Raw genomic sequence first — 18,732 nt, forward strand, 5'->3', positions numbered from 1 at the left:
AGCAGAGCTGCAGCTCGCCGTGGTCGAAGGAGCGGAGCCATGACGCGCACCCTCGCAGTGGTCCTGGCAGTGGCGGTGCCGGCGGCGGCGCTGGCCGAGCCGGCTCCTGCCTCGCCGGCGGCGCCCGCGCGCGTGCGCGTCGTCACCACCGCTCCCGCCCGCGGCACCCGATGGGCGGCAGGGAGCCTGGCGGCGGTGCGCCGGGCCGTCGTCTCCACGCGGACGCCGGCCTCGGTCCGCTCCGTGAACGTGCAGGAGGGCGCGTGCGTCCGCCAGGGCGAGCTGCTCGTGCGGCTGTCGGACGATGACGTCCGGGGGCAGCTCGCTGCGGCACGGACCGCGCTCTCGACCGCCGCCGCCCAGGAGCGCCGGATGGAGGTGCTCGCGGCGCAGGGGGCGGCCACCGCGGTCGAGCTTGACCGAGCGCGGGCGGAGCGGGCGCAGGCCCGTGCGGCCGTGGCGGCCGCGCGCGCGACCCTCGCCTACACCGAGATCCGCGCCCCGTTCGCCGGCACGGTGCAGGCCCGCCGCGTCGACGCCGGCGACCTCGTCGGCCCGGGCCAGCCGCTGCTCGAGCTGGAAGGGAGCGCGCTGGAGATCGTGGCGAGCCTCTCCGAAGCGGAGGCGCGCGGGATCGCGATCGGCCAGACGATCCGGTTCGAGGCGGGCGGTGAGGCCGGCGCAGCGCAGGTCTCGGCGCTCGCGGTCGGCGGCGATCCGCTGTCCCATCGCCGGACGCTGCGCGCTCGCGTGCAGCAGGGCGGCGCGACGCTCCGCAGCGGCGCCTTCGCCCGGCTCGTGCTCCCGGTCGACATTGCCGCGCCGCCGCGCGGGGTGTGGGTCCCGCGCAGCGCCCTCGTGGAACGAGGCGACCTCACCGGCGTCTTCGTCGTGACCGGAGGGCAGGCGCAGCTCCGCTGGCTCGCGCTCGGCGAGGGCGTCGGCGACCGCGTCGCGGTGCGCGCGGGACTGGAGGCGCGTGAGGCGGTCATCGACGCTCCGGGCAGCGCGCTGCGGGATGGGCAGCGGGTGGAGGTGACGCCATGACTTCTCCCTCGGAACACCGGGTCGGCCTGGCCGGCCGGCTCGCGCGCGGCTTCCTGCGCAGCAAGCTGACCCCGCTCCTCGTCGTCGCCTCGATCGCCCTCGGCGTCACCGCGGTCCTCCTGACGCCGCGCGAGGAGGAGCCGCAGATCATCGTCCCCATGGTCGACGTGCTGGTGCCGTACCCGGGCGCGACCGCGCGGGAGGTGGAGAGCCAGCTCACCGCGCCGCTCGAGCGGCGGCTGTGGGGCATCCCGGGCGTCGAGTACCTCTACTCGACCTCCACCCCGTCGGCGGCGTTCCTCACCGTGCGCTTCAAGGTGAACGAGCCGCTCGAGGCGAGCCTGGTGAAGGTCCACCAGGAGCTGGGCGCGCATCCCGAGCTCCTGCCCTCCGGGGCGCTACCGCCGGTGGTGCGGCTCCTCACCATCGACGACGTCCCCTTCCTGACGCTCACGCTCCACGGCGATCCGCAGCCCGCTGGCCAGCTGCGCGCCCTCGGGGAGGAGGTCGCGCGCGAGCTGGCGGCCGTCCCGCAGACGGCGCAGGTGCGGGTGCTGGGGGGCGCGCGCCGGGTGGCCCGGGTCGAGCCCGAGCCGGACCGGATGCGGACGCTGGGCGTGTCGATCGCGGAGCTGCAGCCGGCCATCGCGGCCGGTCAGGGGCAGCTCCCCGCCGGCGCGCTCGTGGATGCGGGCAGGCGCATCGAGCTGGAGGCGAACGGATTCGTGCGCTCCGCGGCGGACCTGCGCCGCCTGGTGGTCGCGGTCCGAGGCGACCGGCCCATCTACCTCGAGGACGTGGCGCGCGTGACGGACGGTCCCGAGCCCGAGCCGGCCGTCGTCCTGATGGCCGAGAGAGGGAAGCCCGGATTCGAGCAGGCGGTCTCCATCGCGTTGGCGAAGCGCGCCGGCGCGAACGCGCCCGAGCTGGCGAGGACGGTCGAGCACAAGGTGGCGACGCTGCGCGGCCGGCTCATCCCCTCCTCCGTGAAGGTGAGCGTCACCCGCAACTATGGCGAGACCGCGGGGGAGAAGTCGAACGAGCTCATCGAGCACCTCCTCCTCGCCACGCTGTCCGTGATCGCCCTCATCGCGCTCGCCATGGGCTGGCGCTCGGCGGTGGTGGTGGGGGTGGCGGTGCCGGTGACGCTCGCCCTGACGCTCGTCCCCACCTACCTCCTCGGCTACACGCTCAACCGCGTCACGCTCTTCGCGCTCATCTTCTCGATCGGCATCCTCGTCGACGACGCGATCGTGGTGGTCGAGAACATCCACCGGCACCTCCACCTGCCCGGGCCGAAGCGGAGCTTCGCCCGCACGGTCGTCGAGGCGGTCGACGAGGTCGGGAACCCCACCATCCTCGCCACCTTCGCCGTCATCGCCGCCATCCTGCCGAACGCGTTCGTGCGCGGCCTCTCGGGCCCGTACATGCGCCCCATCCCGGTGGGCGCCAGCGCGGCCATGCTCTTCTCGCTCGCGATCGCCTTCGTCATCAGCCCCTGGGCCGCGATGAAGGTCTTCCGCAAGGAGGGGCACCTGGCGGAGGTCGACGCGTCGGGGCTGCACCCGGCCGACGGCGGCCGCGACCCTGCGGACCCGCTCGCGGCCGAGCCAGCGGCGATCCCGGCGCGGGCGCAGGAGACGCGCCTCACCCGGCTCTACCGTCGCGTCATGGGCACGCTCCTCACCCGCGCCTGGAGTCGCTGGGCCTTCCTGGCCCTCGTGCTCGGGCTCCTCGCCGGGGCGGCGTCGCTCGTCGCGCTCGGGGCACTCAAGGTGAAGATGCTGCCCTTCGACAACAAGCGCGAGTTCCAGGTGCAGCTCGACCTGCCGGCCGGCACGGCACGCGAGGGGGCGCTCGCCGTCGGGCAGGAGCTGGCGCGGCGGCTCCTCCAGGAACCCGAGGTGAAGGACGTCCAGGTCCACTCGGGCGTCGCCGCGCCGTTCACCTTCGTCGGCATGGTCCGCCACAGCTTCCTGCGCGAAGGCGCCGAGCAGGTGGACCTCCAGGTGAACCTCGTCCCCAAGGGCGATCGCAAGGCGCAGAGCCACGCCATCGCGACGCGCGTCCGCCCGGCGCTGGAGGCCATCGCCTGGCCGCGCGGCGGCCGGCTCAAGCTGGTCGAGCTCCCGCCCGGCCCGCCCGTGCTCGACACCCTCGTGGCCGAGGTGTACGGCCCCTCGGCGGCGGAGCGCGACCGGCTCGCCGGCGAGGTCCTGGCGGCCTTCCGCTCGACGAAGGGCGTGGTGGACGTCGACTCGTCGCTGGCAGCGACGTCGCCGAAGCTGGCGCTCCGCCTCGACGCGGAGAAGGCCGCGCTGCACGGCGTCGCGCCGGCCGCGGTGATCCAGACGCTCGCGGCGGGCGGCGCCGGAGCGCCGCTCGGGAGCTTTCACGTCGAGCGGGGCGCGGAGCAGGTCCCCGTCGTGCTCCAGCTCGCGCCGGCGCGGCGGGCGCGCCTCGAGGATCTGCTGCAGCTCACCGTCCCGGGACGGCGCGGCCCGGTCCCGCTCTCCGAGCTCGTCAGCCCGGAGGACGGAAGAGTCGACCCGCCCGTCTTCCACAAGAACCTCATGCCGGTCGCATACGTCCTCGGCGACCTCGCGGGCGAGATCGAGAGCCCGGTCTACGCGCTCTCGGCGCTCGACAGGAAGCTCGACGCGCTTCGCGACGCCGGCGGGGAGCAGGTGCCACGCCTCGGCCTCGCCCACCCCGCGTCCACCGAGCAGCCGGCGCTCAAGTGGGACGGCGAGTGGCACATCACGCTGGAGGTCTTCCGCGACCTCGGCCTCGCCTTCGCCGTCGTGCTCGTCCTCATCTACATCCTGGTGGTGGGCTGGTTCCAGAGCTTCACGGTGCCGTGGGTGATCCTCGTGCCGATCCCGCTCTCCCTCATCGGCATCCTGCCCGCACACTTCGCGCTCGGCGCCTTCTTCACGGCGACCAGCATGATCGGCTTCATCGCCGGCGCCGGCATCATCGTGCGCAACAGCATCATCCTCGTCGACTTCATCGAGCTGAAGCTGCGGGAGGGGATGCCGCTCGCGGCCGCGGTCGAGGAGGCGGGCGTGGTCCGGTTCCGCCCCATGCTGCTCACCGCCGCGGCCGTGCTCGTCGGGAGCGCCGTGATGCTGGCCGACCCCATCTTCCAGGGCCTGGCGGTGAGCCTCATGGCCGGCGAGGTGGCGGCGACGCTGCTCTCGCGGCTCGCCGTGCCGGTCCTCTACTTCCTCGTCGCCCGCCGCGGCCGCGCCGCCGAGCTCCAGCGCGAGGGCGCGCTCGCCCCGGGGCGGCGCGGCGCCTCCGCGGCAGGCCCGGCGATCGCGGTCGTAGCTCCCCTGGTCACGGCGTCCCGTTCAACAGCCACCTGAGCTCTCCCGCGCGCTGGCCGATCGCCTTCGGCACCCGCGTCATCGCGAGCCCCGATGGCAAGCGGGGCCGTCTTCGTCTAGGTTTGCCGCCGCGCGACGCCACCGCCCGCCTCCGGGAGGCGCGCCGCGAGGGAGCCAGGCATGAAGGTCGTCGCATTCAACGGCAGCGCACGGAAGGACGGCAACACTGCGCTCCTCATCGGCCGGGTGCTCGACGTGCTCGAGCGCGAGGGGATCGAGACCGAGGTCGTGCACCTCGCCGGCCACGACATCCACGGCTGCACCGGCTGTCGCCGCTGCGGCGAGCGTCGCGACCGACGCTGCGCCCGGAACGACGACATGGTCAACGCGTGCATCGAGAAGATGACCGCCTCCGACGGCATCCTGCTCGGCTCGCCGACCTACTTCAGCGACGTGTCCACCGAGATGAAGGCGCTCATCGACCGCTGCGGGTTCGTCGCCAAGCAGAACGGCGACCTGTTCCGCCGGAAGGTGGGCGCCGCGGTCGTCGCCGTGCGACGAGCAGGCTCGACGCACGCCTTCGACACGATGAATCACTTCTTCACGATCAACCAGATGATCGTGCCCGGCTCCAACTACTGGAACGTGGGGATCGGGCTCGAGAAGGGCGACGTGGAGCGGGACGAGGAGGGGCTGCGCACGATGCAGGTCCTCGGCCAGAACATGGCCTGGCTGTTGAAGAAGCTCGCGTGACTCCCGCTCCCACGGACGACGGTCAGGTCATCTTCTCGAGCAGGGAGAGGAGGACCGCCTGCTCGGCGACGCCGAGGCGCCCCAGCCGATCGCTGAACGCCTTCGACAGCAGGGCCTTCCCCTGCGCTGCTGCCTTGCGCCCGGCCGCAGTCAGCACCAGCCGGTGACGCCGCAGGTCGGCGGGATCGATCTCGCGGCGCAGGAAGCCGGCGGCCTCGAGCCGCTTCACGTACACGGTCACGCTGGGCTTCGGCATGCAGAGGGTGGCCGCGAGCGCCGCCGGATACGGGTGCTCCTCGACCTCGCCGAGGACGAACAGCTCCTTCGTCTCGAGCCCGAGCGCCGCGATGGCGGGCGCGGCGGCGGTTATCACCGACATGAGCAGCCGGTAGTTGAGCGACCAGACCCTGGCGGGTTCGATCTTCGGCATGGGTTGCGGCTCTGTGGTTCAGGATTAAAGTAGTTCCACTTTAAACGACGTGTGTTCTTGAACCAGCTGCATCTTTGAACAAGTTAGCACGATGGGAGATCCCATGCCTCTCGACCACTACGTGACGCTGGGCCGGTCCGGCCTGCGCGTGAGCCCGCTCTGCCTCGGCGCGATGACCTTCGGCGAAGATCTCGGGTGGGGCTCGAGCGTCGAGGAGTCGCAGCGCATCATGGACCGCTACATCGAGCGCGGCGGCAACTTCATCGACACGGCGAACTTCTACACGAAGAGCCACTCCGAGAAGATCATCGGCGACCATCTCGGACGCCACGCCGCTCGCCGCGATCGCCTGGTGCTCGCGACCAAGTTCAGCGGGAACCTCTACCCAGGTGATCCCAACGGCGGCGGCTCCGGCCGGAAGTCGATCCTCGCCGCCTGCGAGAACTCGCTGCGGCGGCTCCAGACCGACTACATCGACCTCTACTGGCTGCACAACTGGGACGTCCACACGCCCATCGAGGAGACGATGGCCGCGCTCGACGACCTGGTGCGCGCGGGGAAGGTGCGCTACCTCGGCGTCTCCGACACGCCGGCCTGGAAGATCGCCGAGGCGAACGTCCTCGCCCGCTTCCGCGGGTGGTCGGCGTTCATCGGGCTGCAGATCGAGTACTCGCTGCTCGAGCGCAGCGTCGAGCAGGAGCTCGTGCCCATGGCGCTGGAGCTCGGCCTGGGGATCACTCCCTGGTCGCCGCTCAAGAGCGGTGCGCTGAGCGGCAAGTACACCCGCCGCAACGCCGGCCAGGTGAAGACGGATCGGGCTCAGTTCCTAGAGTCGTTCCTGAACGAGCGGACCTACGCGACCGTGGACGCGCTCGAGGCCATCGCCCGGGCGCACCAGTCGACGGTGGCGCGCGTGGCGCTCGCGTGGCTCCGCCAGCGGCCCGGCGTGACCTCCACCATCATCGGCGCGCGCCGGTGGGAACAGCTCGAGGACAACCTCGCGTCGCTCGAGGTGGAGCTCACGGCGGACGAGCGCGGGCGGCTCGACGCGCTCACCCAGCCGACGTTCGGCTTCCCGCAGAGCATGCAGCCCATCTTCCCGGCCATCCACAACGGCGGCACCACGGTCAACGGGGTGTTCGCGCCGGCGTCACCCTTCGGGCTCGTGAAGGGAGACCAGCCGTACTGACGGCGGCCCGCGCGCGGTCCCTCGAGGCGGCGTCCTTCCGGAGCTTGCTCGGCGACGTCCCCGTCATCCGGTGGAACATGGCGATGAAGGCCGACGAGCTGCCGTAGCCGAGGTCGAAGGCGATGGACTCCACCGAGCGCCCCGCCTCGAGGAGCGCGAGCGCCCGCACGACCCGCAGCCGTTGCCGCCACTCGCCGAAGGACATCCCGAGGTCGCGCTGGCACCGCCGGACGAGCGTCCGCTCCGTGGTGTGCACCTGCCTCGCCCAGTGCGCGAGGGACCGCTGGTCGTCCGGCTGCGCCTGGAGCGCGGCGAGGATGGGGCCGAGCAGCGGGTCCTCGGAGCTGGGCAGGTAAGTGCCCTGGCGCGGCGCCGCAGCGAGCTCGTCGACGAGCACCTCCACGAGCCGGGCGTCCGGCGCCGTCCGCGGCGTGTCGATGCCGCGCGCGCGGAGCTGATCGAGCAGCGCCTTCAGGAGCGGGCCCACCGCGAGCGCGCAGGCGTCCCGCGGAAGACGGCGGCAGCGCTCGCGCGCGAGGTAGAGCGAGCAGAACGTCGCCTCGTGGCGGTTGAGCCCGACGTGCTCGACCTCGGGCGGGAGCCAGATCCCGTACTGCGGCGGAGCGAGGTAATGGCGGTCGGCCAGCTTCAGCTCCATGACCCCGCTGAACGCGTAGACGAACTCGCCCCAGTGGTGCCGGTGGCGTGGGTACGACGAGTCCGGCTGCAAGCTGTCCGTCCGGAAGTACACCGGATGCGGCAGCGTCTCGTCGAGAGGTGTGCGGAGATGCCTGGGCATGGCGCCTTCGCTGCAATGAATGTCCGGATCGCACTATATCCAGCCCCGGCGCCAGCGGCATCATCGCGCTCGCGCAGGCCGCGACGGCCCGCGGGAACGGAACGCATGAGCGCGGCGCGCAAGGGTCTCGACGGCTTCGTGATGGCGACGATGGTGCTCCTGTGCGCGATCTGGGGCGCACAGCAGGTGGCGATCAAGCTGGCCGCGCACGACGTCGTCCCGATCATGCAGGTCTGCCTGCGCTCCGGGATGAGCGCCGCGCTCGTCCTGCTGCTCATGTCCATCCGCCGCGAGCCGCTCTCGCTGCGAGACGGCACGCTGCGGCCAGGGCTCGTGGCGGGTGCGCTCTTCGCCGCCGAGTTCATGTTCGTCGCCGAGGGGCTGCGCCGGACCTCGGCGTCGCACATGGCGGTCCTCCTCTACACCTCGCCGATCTTCACCGCGGTCGGGCTCCACTGGACCGTGCCCGGCGAGCGGCTCCGCCCCCGACAGTGGCTCGGCATCCTCCTCGCCTTCACCGGGATCGCCGTGGCGTTCGCGGGCGGCTGGGCGCGCGGCGCCGTGTCGCTCCGGATGCTCGGCGGCGATGCGCTCGGCGTCCTCGCCGGCGCGGCATGGGGCGCGACCACGGTCGTGGTGCGCCGCTCGGCGTTGTCCGATGCGGCGCCCGCCAAGACGCTGCTCTACCAGCTCGCGGTCGCGAGCGTCCTCCTCGGCGCTGCCGCCGCGGCCTCCGGGCAGGCGACGCAGGTGTCGCTCACGCGGCTCGCCTGGACGAGCCTCCTGTTCCAGGGCGTCGTCGTGTCCTTCGCGAGCTACCTCGCGTGGTTCTGGCTCCTCCGCCACTACGCCGCGTCGCAGGTCTCGGTGTTCTCGTTCCTGACGCCGCTCTTCGGCGTGACCTTCGGCGTGCTCGTCCTGGGGGAGCACGTCGACCCCGCCTTCGGGATCGGGGCGGCGCTGGTGCTCGCGGGCATCGCCACCGTGAGCGCGCCGAGGCTTCGCCGCCGCGCGGCGCGCCTGGAACCGGATATCTGCTAGGTCGGGATCCGCCCGCGTAGCGACTCCGGATCGTGCGGACCGGGCTCCGCGATGAGCTCTCGCGCGGAGTCCATCTTGCCGAAGACGCCCCACGTCAGCACGCCGCGCACCCTGCCATTCGCGACGTAGTAGACGATTCCCCTGCGGTACGGCTCCTTCCATTCGGCGACGACCTCGAGGCGCGGGTCCAGAACGCCGACTGCCTCGTACCCGAGGTCGAACAGGTCCGAGTAGAAGAATGGCAGGTGACGGTAGGCGACGTCGGCCCCGGCCATCGCGCGGCCGGCCTCCCGTCCCATGCGGTTGGCGTTGTCCTCGTGCTCGACCCGGATTCTCGTTCCGAGTGCCGGATTGAGGAATCTCGCGACGTCACCTGCAGCGAAGATTGCGGGGTCGGACGTGCGTAGCGTCTCGTCCACGAGGATGCCGTCGTCGACCTCGAGTCCCGCCTCCGCGGCGAGGCGGTCGTTCGGGACGATGCCGAGCCCCGCCACCACGAGGTCGGCCTGGATCTCGTCCCGGTCGGTCCGGAGGGTGAATCCCGAGCCGCGCGCCACGAGCCCCGTGACGCGCTCCCCCGCCCGAACCTCCACCTCACGCTCGGCGTAGTAGCCGTTCAGGTGAACCGCGAGGTCTCGCGGGAAGAGCCGTGAGCCGATCCCTTCCTCCGGGAAGACGAGCGTCACCCGATAGCCAGCGGTCGCGAGAGAGGCCGCGATCTCCGACCCGATGAAGCCGCCACCGACGATCGCCACGTGCTTTCCCGCCGGGAGCGCCCGGACGCGCCTGAAGTCCGCGACCGTCCGGTAGTAGACGACCCCGTCGCCGTCGAAGGGCAGCCGACGCGGAGTGCCACCGGTCGCGAGGAGGAGCCGCTCGTACCCGATGGTCTCCCCTCCCTCGAGCCCGATGCGCCGCTCGGCACGGTCGATGGCGACGACGCGCGTGCCAGTCCGAAGCTGGATCCCCTCGACCGAGGGCAGCCAGATCGATCCCTCCTCCTGCCCCGTCCAGAGCCCCTTCGTGAGCGGCGGGCGCACGTAGGGTCCCACGGGCTCCTCGCCGACCAGCAGGACGGGCGCGCTCGCATCCACCGAGCGGATCCCCATCGCGGCGGCGTGCCCCGTCATCCCGCCGCCCACCACCACGTACTTGAAATCAGGCATCCGTCCTCCGCCTGGCGCGCTGAAACGTACTGTAGAAGCCGTTCGTCGCCCGTCACGTCCCTCGAGGCCAGTCCTGCACACCTCCGGAGGGATCCCGCTTTCGGGCAGGCACGGCGTGCTCGAGATCGTCCCCCGCGCGAAGCATCAGGCGCTCGGCCGCGGAGTGGCACATCGTGAAGCTTTCCTGCACGGGCCATCCGCGATCGACCTCTTTCGAGACTGCCGTGCCGCGCGTAGTTTCCCGTTCGATGACGACGGGGATGGAGAGCCGCCACAGCATCGGCGTGAGCCGAGGTTGAGCGAACCGGAAGGAGCACGAGATGCAGAAGCGCAAGCTGGGAAGGAGCGGACTCGAGGTCTCGGCCATCGGCCTCGGCTGCATGGGGATGAGCTTCGCCTACGGGACCCCACCGGACAGGAAGGAGATGATCGCGCTCCTCCGCGCCGCGGTCGATCGCGGCGTCACGTTCTTCGACACCGCCGAGGCCTACGGCCCCTTCACGAACGAGGAGCTGGTCGGCGAGGCGCTCGCGCCCGTCCGCGACCGGGTCGTCATCGCGACGAAGTTCGGGATGAAGCTCGGGACGATCGGAGTGGACAGCCGGCCCGAGCACATCCGCGAGGTCGCCGAGGCGTCGCTCCGGCGGCTGAAGGTCGAGACGATCGACCTCCTCTACCAGCACCGCGTGGATCCGGACGTTCCCATCGAGGATGTCGCGGGCACGGTGAAGGACCTCATCCGCGCTGGCAAGGTGAAGCACTTCGGCATGTCCGAGGCCGGCGTGAACACGATCCGCCGCGCGCACGCCGTGCAGCCGGTCGCCGCGGTCCAGAGCGAGTACTCGCTGTGGTGGCGGAAGCCCGAGGAGGAGCTGCTCCCGACGCTCGAGGAGCTCGGCATCGGGTTCGTCCCGTTCAGCCCGCTCGGCAAGGGATTCCTGACGGGGAAGATCGACGAGAAGACCACGTTCGAGAAGAACGACTTCCGCAACATCGTGCCCCGCTTCTCCCCGGAGGCGCGCAAGGCGAACCAGGCGCTCGTAGACCTCCTCGGCGTCATCGCGGCGGGCAAGCAGGCGACCCCCGCGCAGATCGCGCTCGCGTGGCTCCTCGCGCAGAAGCCCTGGATCGTGCCGATCCCCGGGACGACGAAGCTGCACCGGCTCGAGGAGGACCTCGGCGCCGCGAACGTCGAGCTGACCGCGGACGACCTCCGCGCCATCGACGAGGCCGCGTCGAAGATTCGCGTGGAGGGCGCGCGGTACCCGGAGGAGCTCGAGAAGAGGACCGGGCTCTAGCGGCTCGTGTTCGGAGATAGCCAACCATGAAGAATCAGATTGCGAAGCGGCCGCCCGAGCGCGAGCCGGATTCCCACGACACGACGACCCTGAGCCGGCGCGGCTTCATGTGGACGGGCGCCCTCGCCGCGGCGGGCGCAGGTGCCGCCGGGTTGTTCAAGCCGTCCACGGCGGGAGCCGCTCCAGGCGCCGAGAGGACGAGCTACGGACAGGGCCCGTTCCCGGTCGAAGGGATGGCGCTCTACTCGTCCCAGGGCCCCCACGAGCTGTTGAAGTTCCAGCGGCGAGCGCTCGGGCCGAAGGACGTCGCGATCAAGCTCCAGTACTGCGGCATCTGCCACTCCGACATCCACCATGGGCGCGAGCACTGGCGGAAGGAGACGTTCCCGCTCGTCACCGGGCACGAGCTGGCCGGCGTGGTGGTGGCGGTCGGCTCGAGCGTCGGCAAGTTCAAGGTGGGCTCTCGCGTGGGGGTGGGCTGCATGGTGAACTCCTGCCGCCACTGTGGTCCGTGCGAGGCCGGCATGGAGCAGTACTGCGAGAACGGCAGCGTCCTCACCTACGGGTCGAAGGACCGCGACGGCTCGCTCACGCAGGGCGGCTACTCGACCTTCAACGTCGTGGACGAGGACTTCGTCATCGCGATCCCCGACGCGATCGACCTCGCGCACGCGGGACCGATGCTGTGCGCCGGGATCACCGTCTACTCTCCTTTCCGGAGGTGGAGCGTCGGCCCCGGGAAGAAGGTCGGCGTCGTCGGGCTCGGCGGCCTCGGTCACATGGCGACGAAGATCGCCGCCGCGATGGGCGCCCAGGTGACGGTGCTGACGACGTCGAGAGGCAAGGTCGACGACGCGAGGCGGTTCGGCGCGAAGACCGTCATCGTGAACGATCAGGGAGCGGATCTGGCGAAGTACCGGCGGTCGCTCGACTTCCTCCTCGACACGGTCCCGTACCAGCACGACCTCGAGCGGCTCATTCCGCTGCTGAAGATGGACTCCACGCTGTGCATGGTCGGCGTCGGCAAGACCACCGAGCCTCACCAGATCGGCCCGTTCTCGCTCCTGAGAGATCGCACCTCGTTCGCGAGCTCGCAGATCGGCGGGATCCGGGAGACGCAGGAGCTCGTGCAGTTCTGCGAGCTTCACGGCATCAGGCCGGAGATCACCAAGGTCCCGATGTCCAGGATCGACGACGCCTGGACCAAGGTGGTCGACAAGGCGGCGCGCTACCGCTTCGTCATCGACATGACGAACGCCTGACGACGATCGCGAGCGCACCATGAAGCAGGTCATCGCCGTCGCGGCGTTGACGTTGACGTCCCTGGCCGCGTGCAGCGCCCACTCGAGGATCGAGATGAACTCCACCCGAAACCGTCCGGTCGCTCATCTGACGGAAGCGGCCGTCCGAAACCACGAGCAGCTGTTTCCCGGGTACGAGTCCAAGCTGAAGGAGACGGACCCGGAGTTGATCGAGATCTTCGACAACTTCGCGTTCGACGAGGTTCTCCGTCACGGGAACCTGGACCCGAAGACGAGGGTCATGGTCATCCTGGCGTCGACGATCGCGAGCCAAGCCTCGAGCGAGTACAGGATGATGCTCGGCGGAGCGCTGAACGTGGGCGTCACCCCGGTCGAGGCCAAGGAGATCCTGTACCAGGCCGTCCCCTACGTCGGCATCGCCAAGGTCGTCGACTTCATCCACACGACCAACGACGTGCTGCGGGCCAGGGGCGTGGAGTTGCCGCTGGAGGCTCAGTCCACGACGGCGCCGGAGAACCGGCGCGCGAGGGGGCTGGCCCTCCAGAAGGAGATCTTCGGGGGTCGCATCGACGAGCTGTACGCGGCCGCGCCCGCCAATCAGCGCCACGTCCAGGAGCTCCTTTCCGCGAACTGCTTCGGCGATTACTGGACCCGGGGTGGCCTCGACGCCAGGACGCGGGAGCTCCTGACGTTTTCGATGCTGGCGGCGCTCGGGGGCGCCGAGCCTCAGCTCAAGGGGCACATCCAGGGCAACGTCAACGTCGGGAACGACAAGGAGAAGCTCATCGCGGTCGTGACGCAGCTTCTTCCGTACATCGGCTATCCTCGGGCGCTCAGCGCGCTGACTTGCGTGAACGAGGTCATCCCCGAAGCGCAGCGATAGCGTCCCCATGGCCTTCACTCCGCTCAACGCCCTCAGCTCCTTCATCGCGGTGGCGCGCCGCAGGAGCTTCGCGGCCGCGGCGAGGGATCTCGGGGTGTCCACCTCCGCGCTCAGCCAGTCGGTCCGGCAGCTCGAGGCGCGGCTCGGCGTGACGCTGCTCACGCGGACCTCGCGGACGGTGGCGCTCACGGACGCTGGGCAACGCCTCGTCGAGAACGCGGGCCCGGCGGTGGATCAGGCGCTGGAGTCGCTGAAGACGGTGTCCGCTCGCCCGGGAGAGATCACGGGCCGCGTCCGGCTGTCGGTCCCGACGGTGGCGGTGTCGCTCGTCGTCGCTCGCCTGCTGCCGAGGTTCCTGGAGCGGCATCCGAAGGTGGAGGTCGAGGTCCAGGCCGAGAACCGCTTCGTGAACATCGTCGCCGAGGGCTTCGACGCGGGCATCCGCCTGTCGGAGGCCATCGAGCGCGACATGGTCCAGGTCCGTCTCACGCCGCCCGGGCGCTTCGTCGTGGTCGCCGCTCCGTCGTACCTCGAGCGCCGCGGGGCGCCGCAGAGGCCAGAGGACCTCCTCCAGCACGACTGCCTCTGCATCCGCACGGACGTCGGCGGCGCGCGGTACGCGTGGGAGCTCGAGCGCGGAAAGAAGGAGTGGCGCGTGCCCGTCCACGGATCGGTCACGACGAACGACCCCGAGCTCATGCGGCTCCTCGCCGAGGCGGGAGTGGGCCTCCTCTACTCGTTCGAGCCCCTGGTGGCAGACGAGCTGCGCCGCGGCGCCCTGCGCATCGTCCTCGAGGACTACGCCGCCGCGGTGCCCGGGTTCTTCCTGTACTTCCCGAGCAGATCGCAGGTGTCGCCGGCGTTCAGGGCGTTCGTGGACGTCGCGCGCGAGCTCTCCGTCGGCTCGAAGCAGCGCGTGCGCTGACCGGAAGGAGGTCCACCGACGTGAAGTCCTTCGCAGACGTGGAGCGTGACTACATCCGGGAGAAGCTCCTCCCAGACTTCGAGTTCGAGTCGTACGACGAGCCGTCCCGCGTCAACGCGCTCGGCCGACCCGTCTCGACGGGGACCGTGGCGCTCGTCGTCACCGCCGGCGCGTACCTCGCCGGCGAGCAGGAACGGTTCCGGCGTAGCAAGGAAGGTGACCCGAGCTTCCGGGAGCTTCCGCACGACGTCGACCTCGCCCGCATCGGGCTCTCTCACGGCGGCTACGACACCCGGCGCGCCCTGGACGACGTGGACGTCGTCTTCCCGCTCCGCGCGCTCCGCACCCTGGAGCGAAGCGGCCGGATCGGCGCCGCGGCACCTCGCCACTACAGCTTCATGGGCTACGCCATCGAGACGGACGTGCTGCGAGACAACGGCCGGGAGGTCGCGCGGCGGCTGCGGTCGGACGCGGTCGACCTCGCCCTCCTCGTGCCCGCGTGACCCGTCTGCAACCAGTCGGTCGGACTGGTCCAGCGGGTCCTCGACGAGGAGGGGGTGAGCACGATGTCCCTCACGCTCTCCGCCAGCATCACGCGCCGCATCAAGCCCTCCCGCGCGCTCCTCGTCGAGCACCCCTTCGGCCTCACCATGGGGGACCTGCACGACGACGCCACCCACGTCGCCATCCTGGACGAGATGCTCGCCGCAGCGGAGCGAATCCAGCGCGCCGGTACGCTGGAGGCGCTGCCCTTCGAGTGGACGAAGGACGACCTGCGCTCGAGGCAGCTCCGCAAGGAGGCCTCCTGATCGGAAGGTGGCCGCGCCGGGATGGGCGCACCCGTCAACGCGGGCGCGGCCGGGGCGAAAACTCTCGGAGCAGGCCGTCCAACCCCCTGAGGGGACGGTGGGGAGCGCGCCGTAACCTTGCGCGTGCCCGCCGGACGCTACATGGAGGCCGTCGAGGCTAGGCGGGAGGCGCTCCGTGAATCAGTGCCAGGTCATCGTCGTGGGGGGCGGCATCGGGGGGAGCGCGGCTGCGCTGCGCGCAGCGCAGCACGGCCTCACGGTCGCCTGGATCCGCGGCGACGCGAGGACCGCTCGCGCGAGCCGGGCCCGTTACGTCTACAACGTGGACAACATGATCGGCGTCTCGGGGGGCATCGTGCAGCGAAAGGTGCTCGAGCTGCTCTCGGGCCCCGAGCACGCGGCCGCGCGCGAGGCGATCGCCCGGACTCACTTCCACGTCGGCATCCCGGAGATCGTCGAGGACGTGACGCTTCGGCTGACCGCCGACTTCGCCGACGTGGCCACGCTGCTCGACGAGAAGGCCGTCGCGGCGCGTGCAGAAGACACCGGGTTCGTCGTCGAGACGGACCGCGGCCAGCGCCTCCGCGCCGGCGCGGTCATCCTCTCCACCGGCGTGATGGACCGCCAGCCGCGAGTGAAGCTCACCACGAAGGGCGGCAAGGTGGTGGACGACATCCGCTGGATCTATCCCTGGGCCAACGCGGAGTCCCTCCTCTACTGCATCCTCTGCGAGGGGCACCTCGTGCGCGGCACGCCGGTGGCGGTGCTCGGGGCGAGCGACGCCGCCGCTCAGGTCGCGCTCCTCCTGCACGAGCGCTACGGTGTGGCCGTCGTCCTCCTCGGAAACGGCGAGGCGCTCGAGGCCAGGCCGGAGACGCTGCGACTCATGGAGGCCTACGGGGTGGCGTTCCATGGAGCGCGGCTCGTCGAGATCCTGGACGGAGAGAGCGGCCGGAAGGGCGAAAGCCTCCGCGGGTTCCGCCTCGAGGATGGCGCGCAGGTACCGGCGCGGTTCGGGATGGTCGCCATGGGGCTGCACCGCGTCTACAACGACCTCGCCCTCCAGCTCGGCGCGGAGCTCGACGCCGGCGACGGTCCGGAGGACGCCCGCCACGTGCTCGTCGACGACGCGACGAGCGAGACGAGCGTGCGCGGGCTCTTCGCGGTGGGGGACATGAGCCGGCACCGAAGCGGCACCCCATCCCTGAAGCAGATCTACACGGCGCAGGAGTACGCGGTCCGCGCCGTTCAAGCGATCGACCGGCGCGAGCGCGCGGTCCGCCGCGCGCGCGTCCTCGAGCGGCGGTGACGGGGCTCGCGCTCCGGGCGCCGCGAGCCGACCAGATCGTGCCCGAGGCGGGCCGGTGATGCTCTGGGGTCTCGCGGGCGTGCCTCCGCGATCGCTCATCGGGGCGATTCGATCGGCATCCGTGGCGCTTCCGTCGCGGGCGCCGGGCTCCTTTGACGCGAGGCGGAAACGGGAATACCATGTTCGCGTTTCAACCTCGCGAGGAGGCGTCTCATGGCGAAGTTCCGCGGTCTTTCCCGGCTCGACGGGGTCGGGCAGGCGGCGCTGGTCGCGCGCGGCGAGCTCACCGCGTCCGACCTGCTCGATGCGTTCGCCGAGCGGCTCGAGGCTCTGAACGCGCTGCTGCGGGTGGTCCCCGCCGTGGACCTCGAGCGCGCGCGCGCGGCGAAGGTGCCGCCCGGACCGTTCGCCGGCGTGCCGTTCCTGGTGAAGGAGGTGACCCCGTACCCGGGCCTGCGCTGGTCATGTGGCTCGCGGGTGTTCGCCGGCAACGTCGCGGGGCCCGAGACTCGCACCCCGTACATCGGCCGTATCGATGAGAGCGGGCTCGTCACCGTCGGAAAGTCCGCTGCCTCTGAATTCGGGCTGCTGGGCAGCACGGAGACACTCCTCGAGGGCGTGACGCACAACCCGTGGGACCTGTCGCTGTCGGCCGCGGGCTCATCCGGCGGGGCCGCTGCAGCGGTCGCCGCCGGGATCGTTCCTCTCGCCCACGCGAACGACGGCGGCGGGTCGATCCGGATCCCCGCCTCGGTGTGCGGCCTCTTCGGGTTCAAGCCGAGCCGGACGCGCTGCGTGCCGGCGAGCCTCCCTTCCGAGTTCGGCGCCCTCGTCTCCGACCACTGCGTGAGCCGCACCGTTCGCGACAGCGCCCTGTTCCTCTCCGTGACGGAGGACCGGGCCGGTCCGCTCCCCGCCGTAGGGTACGTGCGGGAGCCGCTCGCGCGTTCGCTGCGGATCGCGACCTGGACGCGCACCCTCCTCGGCGAGGAGCCGGAGCCGGCGGTGCGCCGCGCCGTGGACGACGCGGCTGGGCTCTGCGCGGCTCTCGGACACCGGGTCGAGCCCGTCGCTTCGCCCGATCTCGACGGCGCGGCTCTCGGCGACGCTTTCTTCATCGTCGCCGGGGCGGCGGTGGCCGGCCTCGTGGAGCTGGTGGACCGGCTGCGAGGACACCCGGTGCAGCGGGACGAGCTCGAACCGTTCAGCTGGGCGCTCGTCGACGAGCTCGAACGCCGGGGCCCGGGCGCGCTGCCCGCGGCGCGCGCGGCGTTCGCCGCTGGCACCGAGCGGTACCTCGAGACGATCCGCGGCTACGATGCGGTCCTCACGCCGACGCTCGCGACGACGCCCTGGCGCCTTGGCCACCTCTCCCCGGTCCTGCCGCGCGAGGAGCTGCTCCGGCGGACCGGGCGCACCGTCGGCTACACGCCCATCCACAACATCGCGGGCTGCCCGGCGATGTCAGTGCCGCTGCACTGGACCGAAGAGGGCATCCCCATCGGCGTCCACTTCGCCGCCGCACCGGGCGCGGACGCGCTCCTGCTCGGTCTCGCCTATCAGCTCGAGGAGGCGCGCCCCTGGGCGGAACGCTGGGCACCCTTCTCCTACCCGCGGCTGTTCGAGGCCTGATGCCCCAGGTCCTCAAGGACGAGGTGCGCGCGCGCATCGAGGCGGCCGCCCTCCAGATCTTCGCGGAGCGCGGGTACGCCGGCGCGAAGATGACCGCCATCGCCGAGCGCGCCGGGGTCGGAACGGCGAGCACGTACCGCTACTACGCCGGGAAGTACGAGCTCTTCCATGCGCTCGTCACGCCTGCGCTCGCCGAGGAGTTCGAGTCGCTGCTCGACCGACGTGTGCGCGCCCTCTCCCGCGCGTTCCGGGCGGAGGCGACCCGGGGCGCCGACGACATCGGCGACGAGATGCTGCGCTTCTGGGCGGAGCACCGGCTCGCGGTCGTGATCCTGCTCGACCGCGCCGCGGGGACCGACTACGCCGCGTTCGGCGCGCGCTTCGTGGAGCGTCTCGTCGCCTCGACGCTCGCCGATCTGCGTCCGCGTCGCGGCGCAAGCGCGGCCGCGCGCTTCGTGCTTGCCCGGATCTTCGACAACACCCGGCGGATGCTCGCGGCGATCCTGGAGGCGCACGCCGACGAGCGCGCGCTCCGCGAGGCGATCGAGGCATTCTGGAGCTACCAGATCCCCGGGCTGCAGGGGTTCGCACGCTGGTCCAATCGTCGTTCTCGACGCCGGCTGTCCCCGAGCGAGCGGCGCGTGCCGCCCGTCACCGTGCCTCGTCCCTGAGCGCCGTGCAGATCGCAGGCGGGACGTCGAGGCGTACCCGCTCGACAAGGAGGCGCTGTTCCAGGCGGGCGACGTCCGCTGGCACCTCAGCGAGACCGGCGAGTACTTCGAGCGCGAGCGCGACCTCAACGCCTGGACGAGCTCCTGCGGGCGTGGCGGCGCGCGGACGCGAACGCGCCGCTCCTT

At 71.4% G+C, this 18,732-nt stretch carries 17 protein-coding genes; 14 read left to right on the top strand and 3 right to left on the bottom strand.

Features of this window, described 5'->3' with window-relative positions; translation table 11 throughout:
• The first annotated feature begins 39 nt into the window (after nt 1–39).
• The 3 genes from MNZ29_RS01080 (at nt 40) to MNZ29_RS01090 (ending at nt 5,132) form a co-directional block, all read left to right on the top strand.
• Nucleotides 40–1,047 (top strand): efflux RND transporter periplasmic adaptor subunit, encoded by a 1,008-nt coding sequence (locus MNZ29_RS01080; RefSeq protein WP_242352285.1) that lies wholly within the window; start codon nt 40–42, stop codon nt 1,045–1,047.
• Nucleotides 1,044–4,418, top strand: a complete 3,375-nt coding sequence (locus MNZ29_RS01085) for an efflux RND transporter permease subunit (protein ID WP_242352287.1) — start codon at nt 1,044–1,046, stop codon at nt 4,416–4,418. Before MNZ29_RS01080 ends, MNZ29_RS01085 begins: the two co-directional genes overlap by 4 nt.
• A 141-nt stretch (nt 4,419–4,559) precedes the next feature.
• Nucleotides 4,560–5,132 (top strand): flavodoxin family protein, encoded by a 573-nt coding sequence (locus MNZ29_RS01090; RefSeq protein ID WP_242352289.1) that lies wholly within the window; start codon nt 4,560–4,562, stop codon nt 5,130–5,132.
• A gap of 22 nt (nt 5,133–5,154) precedes the next feature.
• Here MNZ29_RS01090 and MNZ29_RS01095 read toward each other — a convergent pair whose 3' ends face one another.
• The gene (locus MNZ29_RS01095; protein ID WP_242352291.1) at nt 5,155–5,562 is read right to left on the bottom strand and encodes a MarR family winged helix-turn-helix transcriptional regulator; all 408 of its coding nucleotides are present in this window, start codon (nt 5,560–5,562) and stop codon (nt 5,155–5,157) included.
• A 103-nt stretch (nt 5,563–5,665) separates the two neighbouring features.
• Here MNZ29_RS01095 and MNZ29_RS01100 point away from each other — a divergent pair, with 103 nt between their 5' ends.
• On the top strand, nt 5,666–6,751 hold the full coding sequence (locus MNZ29_RS01100; protein ID WP_242352293.1) for an aldo/keto reductase: 1,086 nt from the start codon (nt 5,666–5,668) through the stop codon (nt 6,749–6,751).
• Here MNZ29_RS01100 and MNZ29_RS01105 read toward each other — a convergent pair.
• Nucleotides 6,690–7,550 carry a helix-turn-helix transcriptional regulator gene (locus MNZ29_RS01105; protein WP_242352295.1) on the bottom strand — a complete coding sequence of 287 codons (861 nt, stop codon included), beginning with the start codon at nt 7,548–7,550 and terminating at the stop codon, nt 6,690–6,692. The genes MNZ29_RS01100 and MNZ29_RS01105 overlap by 62 nt on opposite strands.
• 105 nt (nt 7,551–7,655) lie before the next feature.
• Here MNZ29_RS01105 and MNZ29_RS01110 point away from each other — a divergent pair, with 105 nt between their 5' ends.
• On the top strand, nt 7,656–8,591 hold the full coding sequence (locus tag MNZ29_RS01110; RefSeq protein ID WP_242352297.1) for a DMT family transporter: 936 nt from the start codon (nt 7,656–7,658) through the stop codon (nt 8,589–8,591).
• Here the strand turns inward: MNZ29_RS01110 and MNZ29_RS01115 are convergent.
• Entirely contained in the window at nt 8,588–9,757 is a 1,170-nt protein-coding gene (locus tag MNZ29_RS01115; protein ID WP_242352299.1) for an NAD(P)/FAD-dependent oxidoreductase, read from the bottom strand. The genes MNZ29_RS01110 and MNZ29_RS01115 overlap by 4 nt on opposite strands.
• Before the next feature lie 320 nt (nt 9,758–10,077).
• Between MNZ29_RS01115 and MNZ29_RS01120 the strand changes: the two genes are divergently transcribed.
• The 9 genes from MNZ29_RS01120 to MNZ29_RS01160 all read left to right on the top strand — a co-directional run bounded on the left by MNZ29_RS01120 (nt 10,078) and on the right by MNZ29_RS01160 (nt 18,546).
• The gene (locus MNZ29_RS01120; RefSeq protein ID WP_242352301.1) at nt 10,078–11,055 is read left to right on the top strand and encodes an aldo/keto reductase; all 978 of its coding nucleotides are present in this window, start codon (nt 10,078–10,080) and stop codon (nt 11,053–11,055) included.
• A gap of 26 nt (nt 11,056–11,081) precedes the next feature.
• Nucleotides 11,082–12,317, top strand: coding sequence for an NAD(P)-dependent alcohol dehydrogenase (locus tag MNZ29_RS01125; protein WP_242352303.1), 1,236 nt, complete (start codon nt 11,082–11,084; stop codon nt 12,315–12,317).
• Nucleotides 12,318–12,336: 19 nt separating this feature from the next.
• The gene (locus tag MNZ29_RS01130) at nt 12,337–13,200 is read left to right on the top strand and encodes a carboxymuconolactone decarboxylase family protein (RefSeq protein WP_242352305.1); all 864 of its coding nucleotides are present in this window, start codon (nt 12,337–12,339) and stop codon (nt 13,198–13,200) included.
• 7 nt (nt 13,201–13,207) lie between these two features.
• Nucleotides 13,208–14,125 carry a LysR family transcriptional regulator gene (locus MNZ29_RS01135; RefSeq protein WP_242333018.1) on the top strand — a complete coding sequence of 306 codons (918 nt, stop codon included), beginning with the start codon at nt 13,208–13,210 and terminating at the stop codon, nt 14,123–14,125.
• Nucleotides 14,126–14,145: 20 nt separating this feature from the next.
• On the top strand, nt 14,146–14,628 hold the full coding sequence (locus tag MNZ29_RS01140) for a glycine/sarcosine/betaine reductase selenoprotein B family protein (RefSeq protein ID WP_242352307.1): 483 nt from the start codon (nt 14,146–14,148) through the stop codon (nt 14,626–14,628).
• Nucleotides 14,629–14,682: 54 nt separating this feature from the next.
• Complete coding sequence (locus MNZ29_RS01145) at nt 14,683–14,934, top strand: hypothetical protein (protein ID WP_242352309.1); 252 nt, start codon at nt 14,683–14,685, stop codon at nt 14,932–14,934.
• A 175-nt stretch (nt 14,935–15,109) separates the two neighbouring features.
• A complete protein-coding gene (locus tag MNZ29_RS01150; RefSeq protein ID WP_242352311.1) occupies nt 15,110–16,243 on the top strand; it encodes an FAD-dependent oxidoreductase in 1,134 nt (377 codons plus the stop codon).
• A 213-nt stretch (nt 16,244–16,456) separates the two neighbouring features.
• Nucleotides 16,457–17,875 carry an amidase family protein gene (locus MNZ29_RS01155; protein ID WP_242352312.1) on the top strand — a complete coding sequence of 473 codons (1,419 nt, stop codon included), beginning with the start codon at nt 16,457–16,459 and terminating at the stop codon, nt 17,873–17,875.
• On the top strand, nt 17,875–18,546 hold the full coding sequence (locus MNZ29_RS01160; protein ID WP_242352314.1) for a TetR/AcrR family transcriptional regulator: 672 nt from the start codon (nt 17,875–17,877) through the stop codon (nt 18,544–18,546). The genes MNZ29_RS01155 and MNZ29_RS01160 overlap by 1 nt, the downstream gene beginning before the upstream one ends.
• Nucleotides 18,547–18,732 lie beyond the last annotated feature (186 nt).

The organism is Anaeromyxobacter sp. SG64 (genome assembly GCF_022690745.1).
In the GTDB taxonomy this organism is placed as follows: Bacteria; Myxococcota; Myxococcia; order Myxococcales; family Anaeromyxobacteraceae; genus Anaeromyxobacter; species Anaeromyxobacter soli.

What these genes read in the sequence shown, in the direction of transcription:
- MNZ29_RS01120 (WP_242352301.1), top strand. Translation starts at nt 10,078, where the DNA reads ATGCAGAAGCGCAAGCTGGGAAGGAGCGGACTCGAGGTCTCGGCCATC.
- MNZ29_RS01105 (WP_242352295.1), bottom strand. Translation starts at nt 7,550, where the DNA reads ATGCCCAGGCATCTCCGCACACCTCTCGACGAGACGCTGCCGCATCCG.
- MNZ29_RS01085 (WP_242352287.1), top strand. Translation starts at nt 1,044, where the DNA reads ATGACTTCTCCCTCGGAACACCGGGTCGGCCTGGCCGGCCGGCTCGCG.
- MNZ29_RS01095 (WP_242352291.1), bottom strand. Translation starts at nt 5,562, where the DNA reads ATGCCGAAGATCGAACCCGCCAGGGTCTGGTCGCTCAACTACCGGCTG.
- MNZ29_RS01135 (WP_242333018.1), top strand. Translation starts at nt 13,208, where the DNA reads ATGGCCTTCACTCCGCTCAACGCCCTCAGCTCCTTCATCGCGGTGGCG.
- MNZ29_RS01080 (WP_242352285.1), top strand. Translation starts at nt 40, where the DNA reads ATGACGCGCACCCTCGCAGTGGTCCTGGCAGTGGCGGTGCCGGCGGCG.
- MNZ29_RS01160 (WP_242352314.1), top strand. Translation starts at nt 17,875, where the DNA reads ATGCCCCAGGTCCTCAAGGACGAGGTGCGCGCGCGCATCGAGGCGGCC.
- MNZ29_RS01155 (WP_242352312.1), top strand. Translation starts at nt 16,457, where the DNA reads ATGGCGAAGTTCCGCGGTCTTTCCCGGCTCGACGGGGTCGGGCAGGCG.
- MNZ29_RS01110 (WP_242352297.1), top strand. Translation starts at nt 7,656, where the DNA reads ATGAGCGCGGCGCGCAAGGGTCTCGACGGCTTCGTGATGGCGACGATG.
- MNZ29_RS01115 (WP_242352299.1), bottom strand. Translation starts at nt 9,757, where the DNA reads ATGCCTGATTTCAAGTACGTGGTGGTGGGCGGCGGGATGACGGGGCAC.
- MNZ29_RS01130 (WP_242352305.1), top strand. Translation starts at nt 12,337, where the DNA reads ATGAAGCAGGTCATCGCCGTCGCGGCGTTGACGTTGACGTCCCTGGCC.
- MNZ29_RS01090 (WP_242352289.1), top strand. Translation starts at nt 4,560, where the DNA reads ATGAAGGTCGTCGCATTCAACGGCAGCGCACGGAAGGACGGCAACACT.
- MNZ29_RS01125 (WP_242352303.1), top strand. Translation starts at nt 11,082, where the DNA reads ATGAAGAATCAGATTGCGAAGCGGCCGCCCGAGCGCGAGCCGGATTCC.
- MNZ29_RS01100 (WP_242352293.1), top strand. Translation starts at nt 5,666, where the DNA reads ATGCCTCTCGACCACTACGTGACGCTGGGCCGGTCCGGCCTGCGCGTG.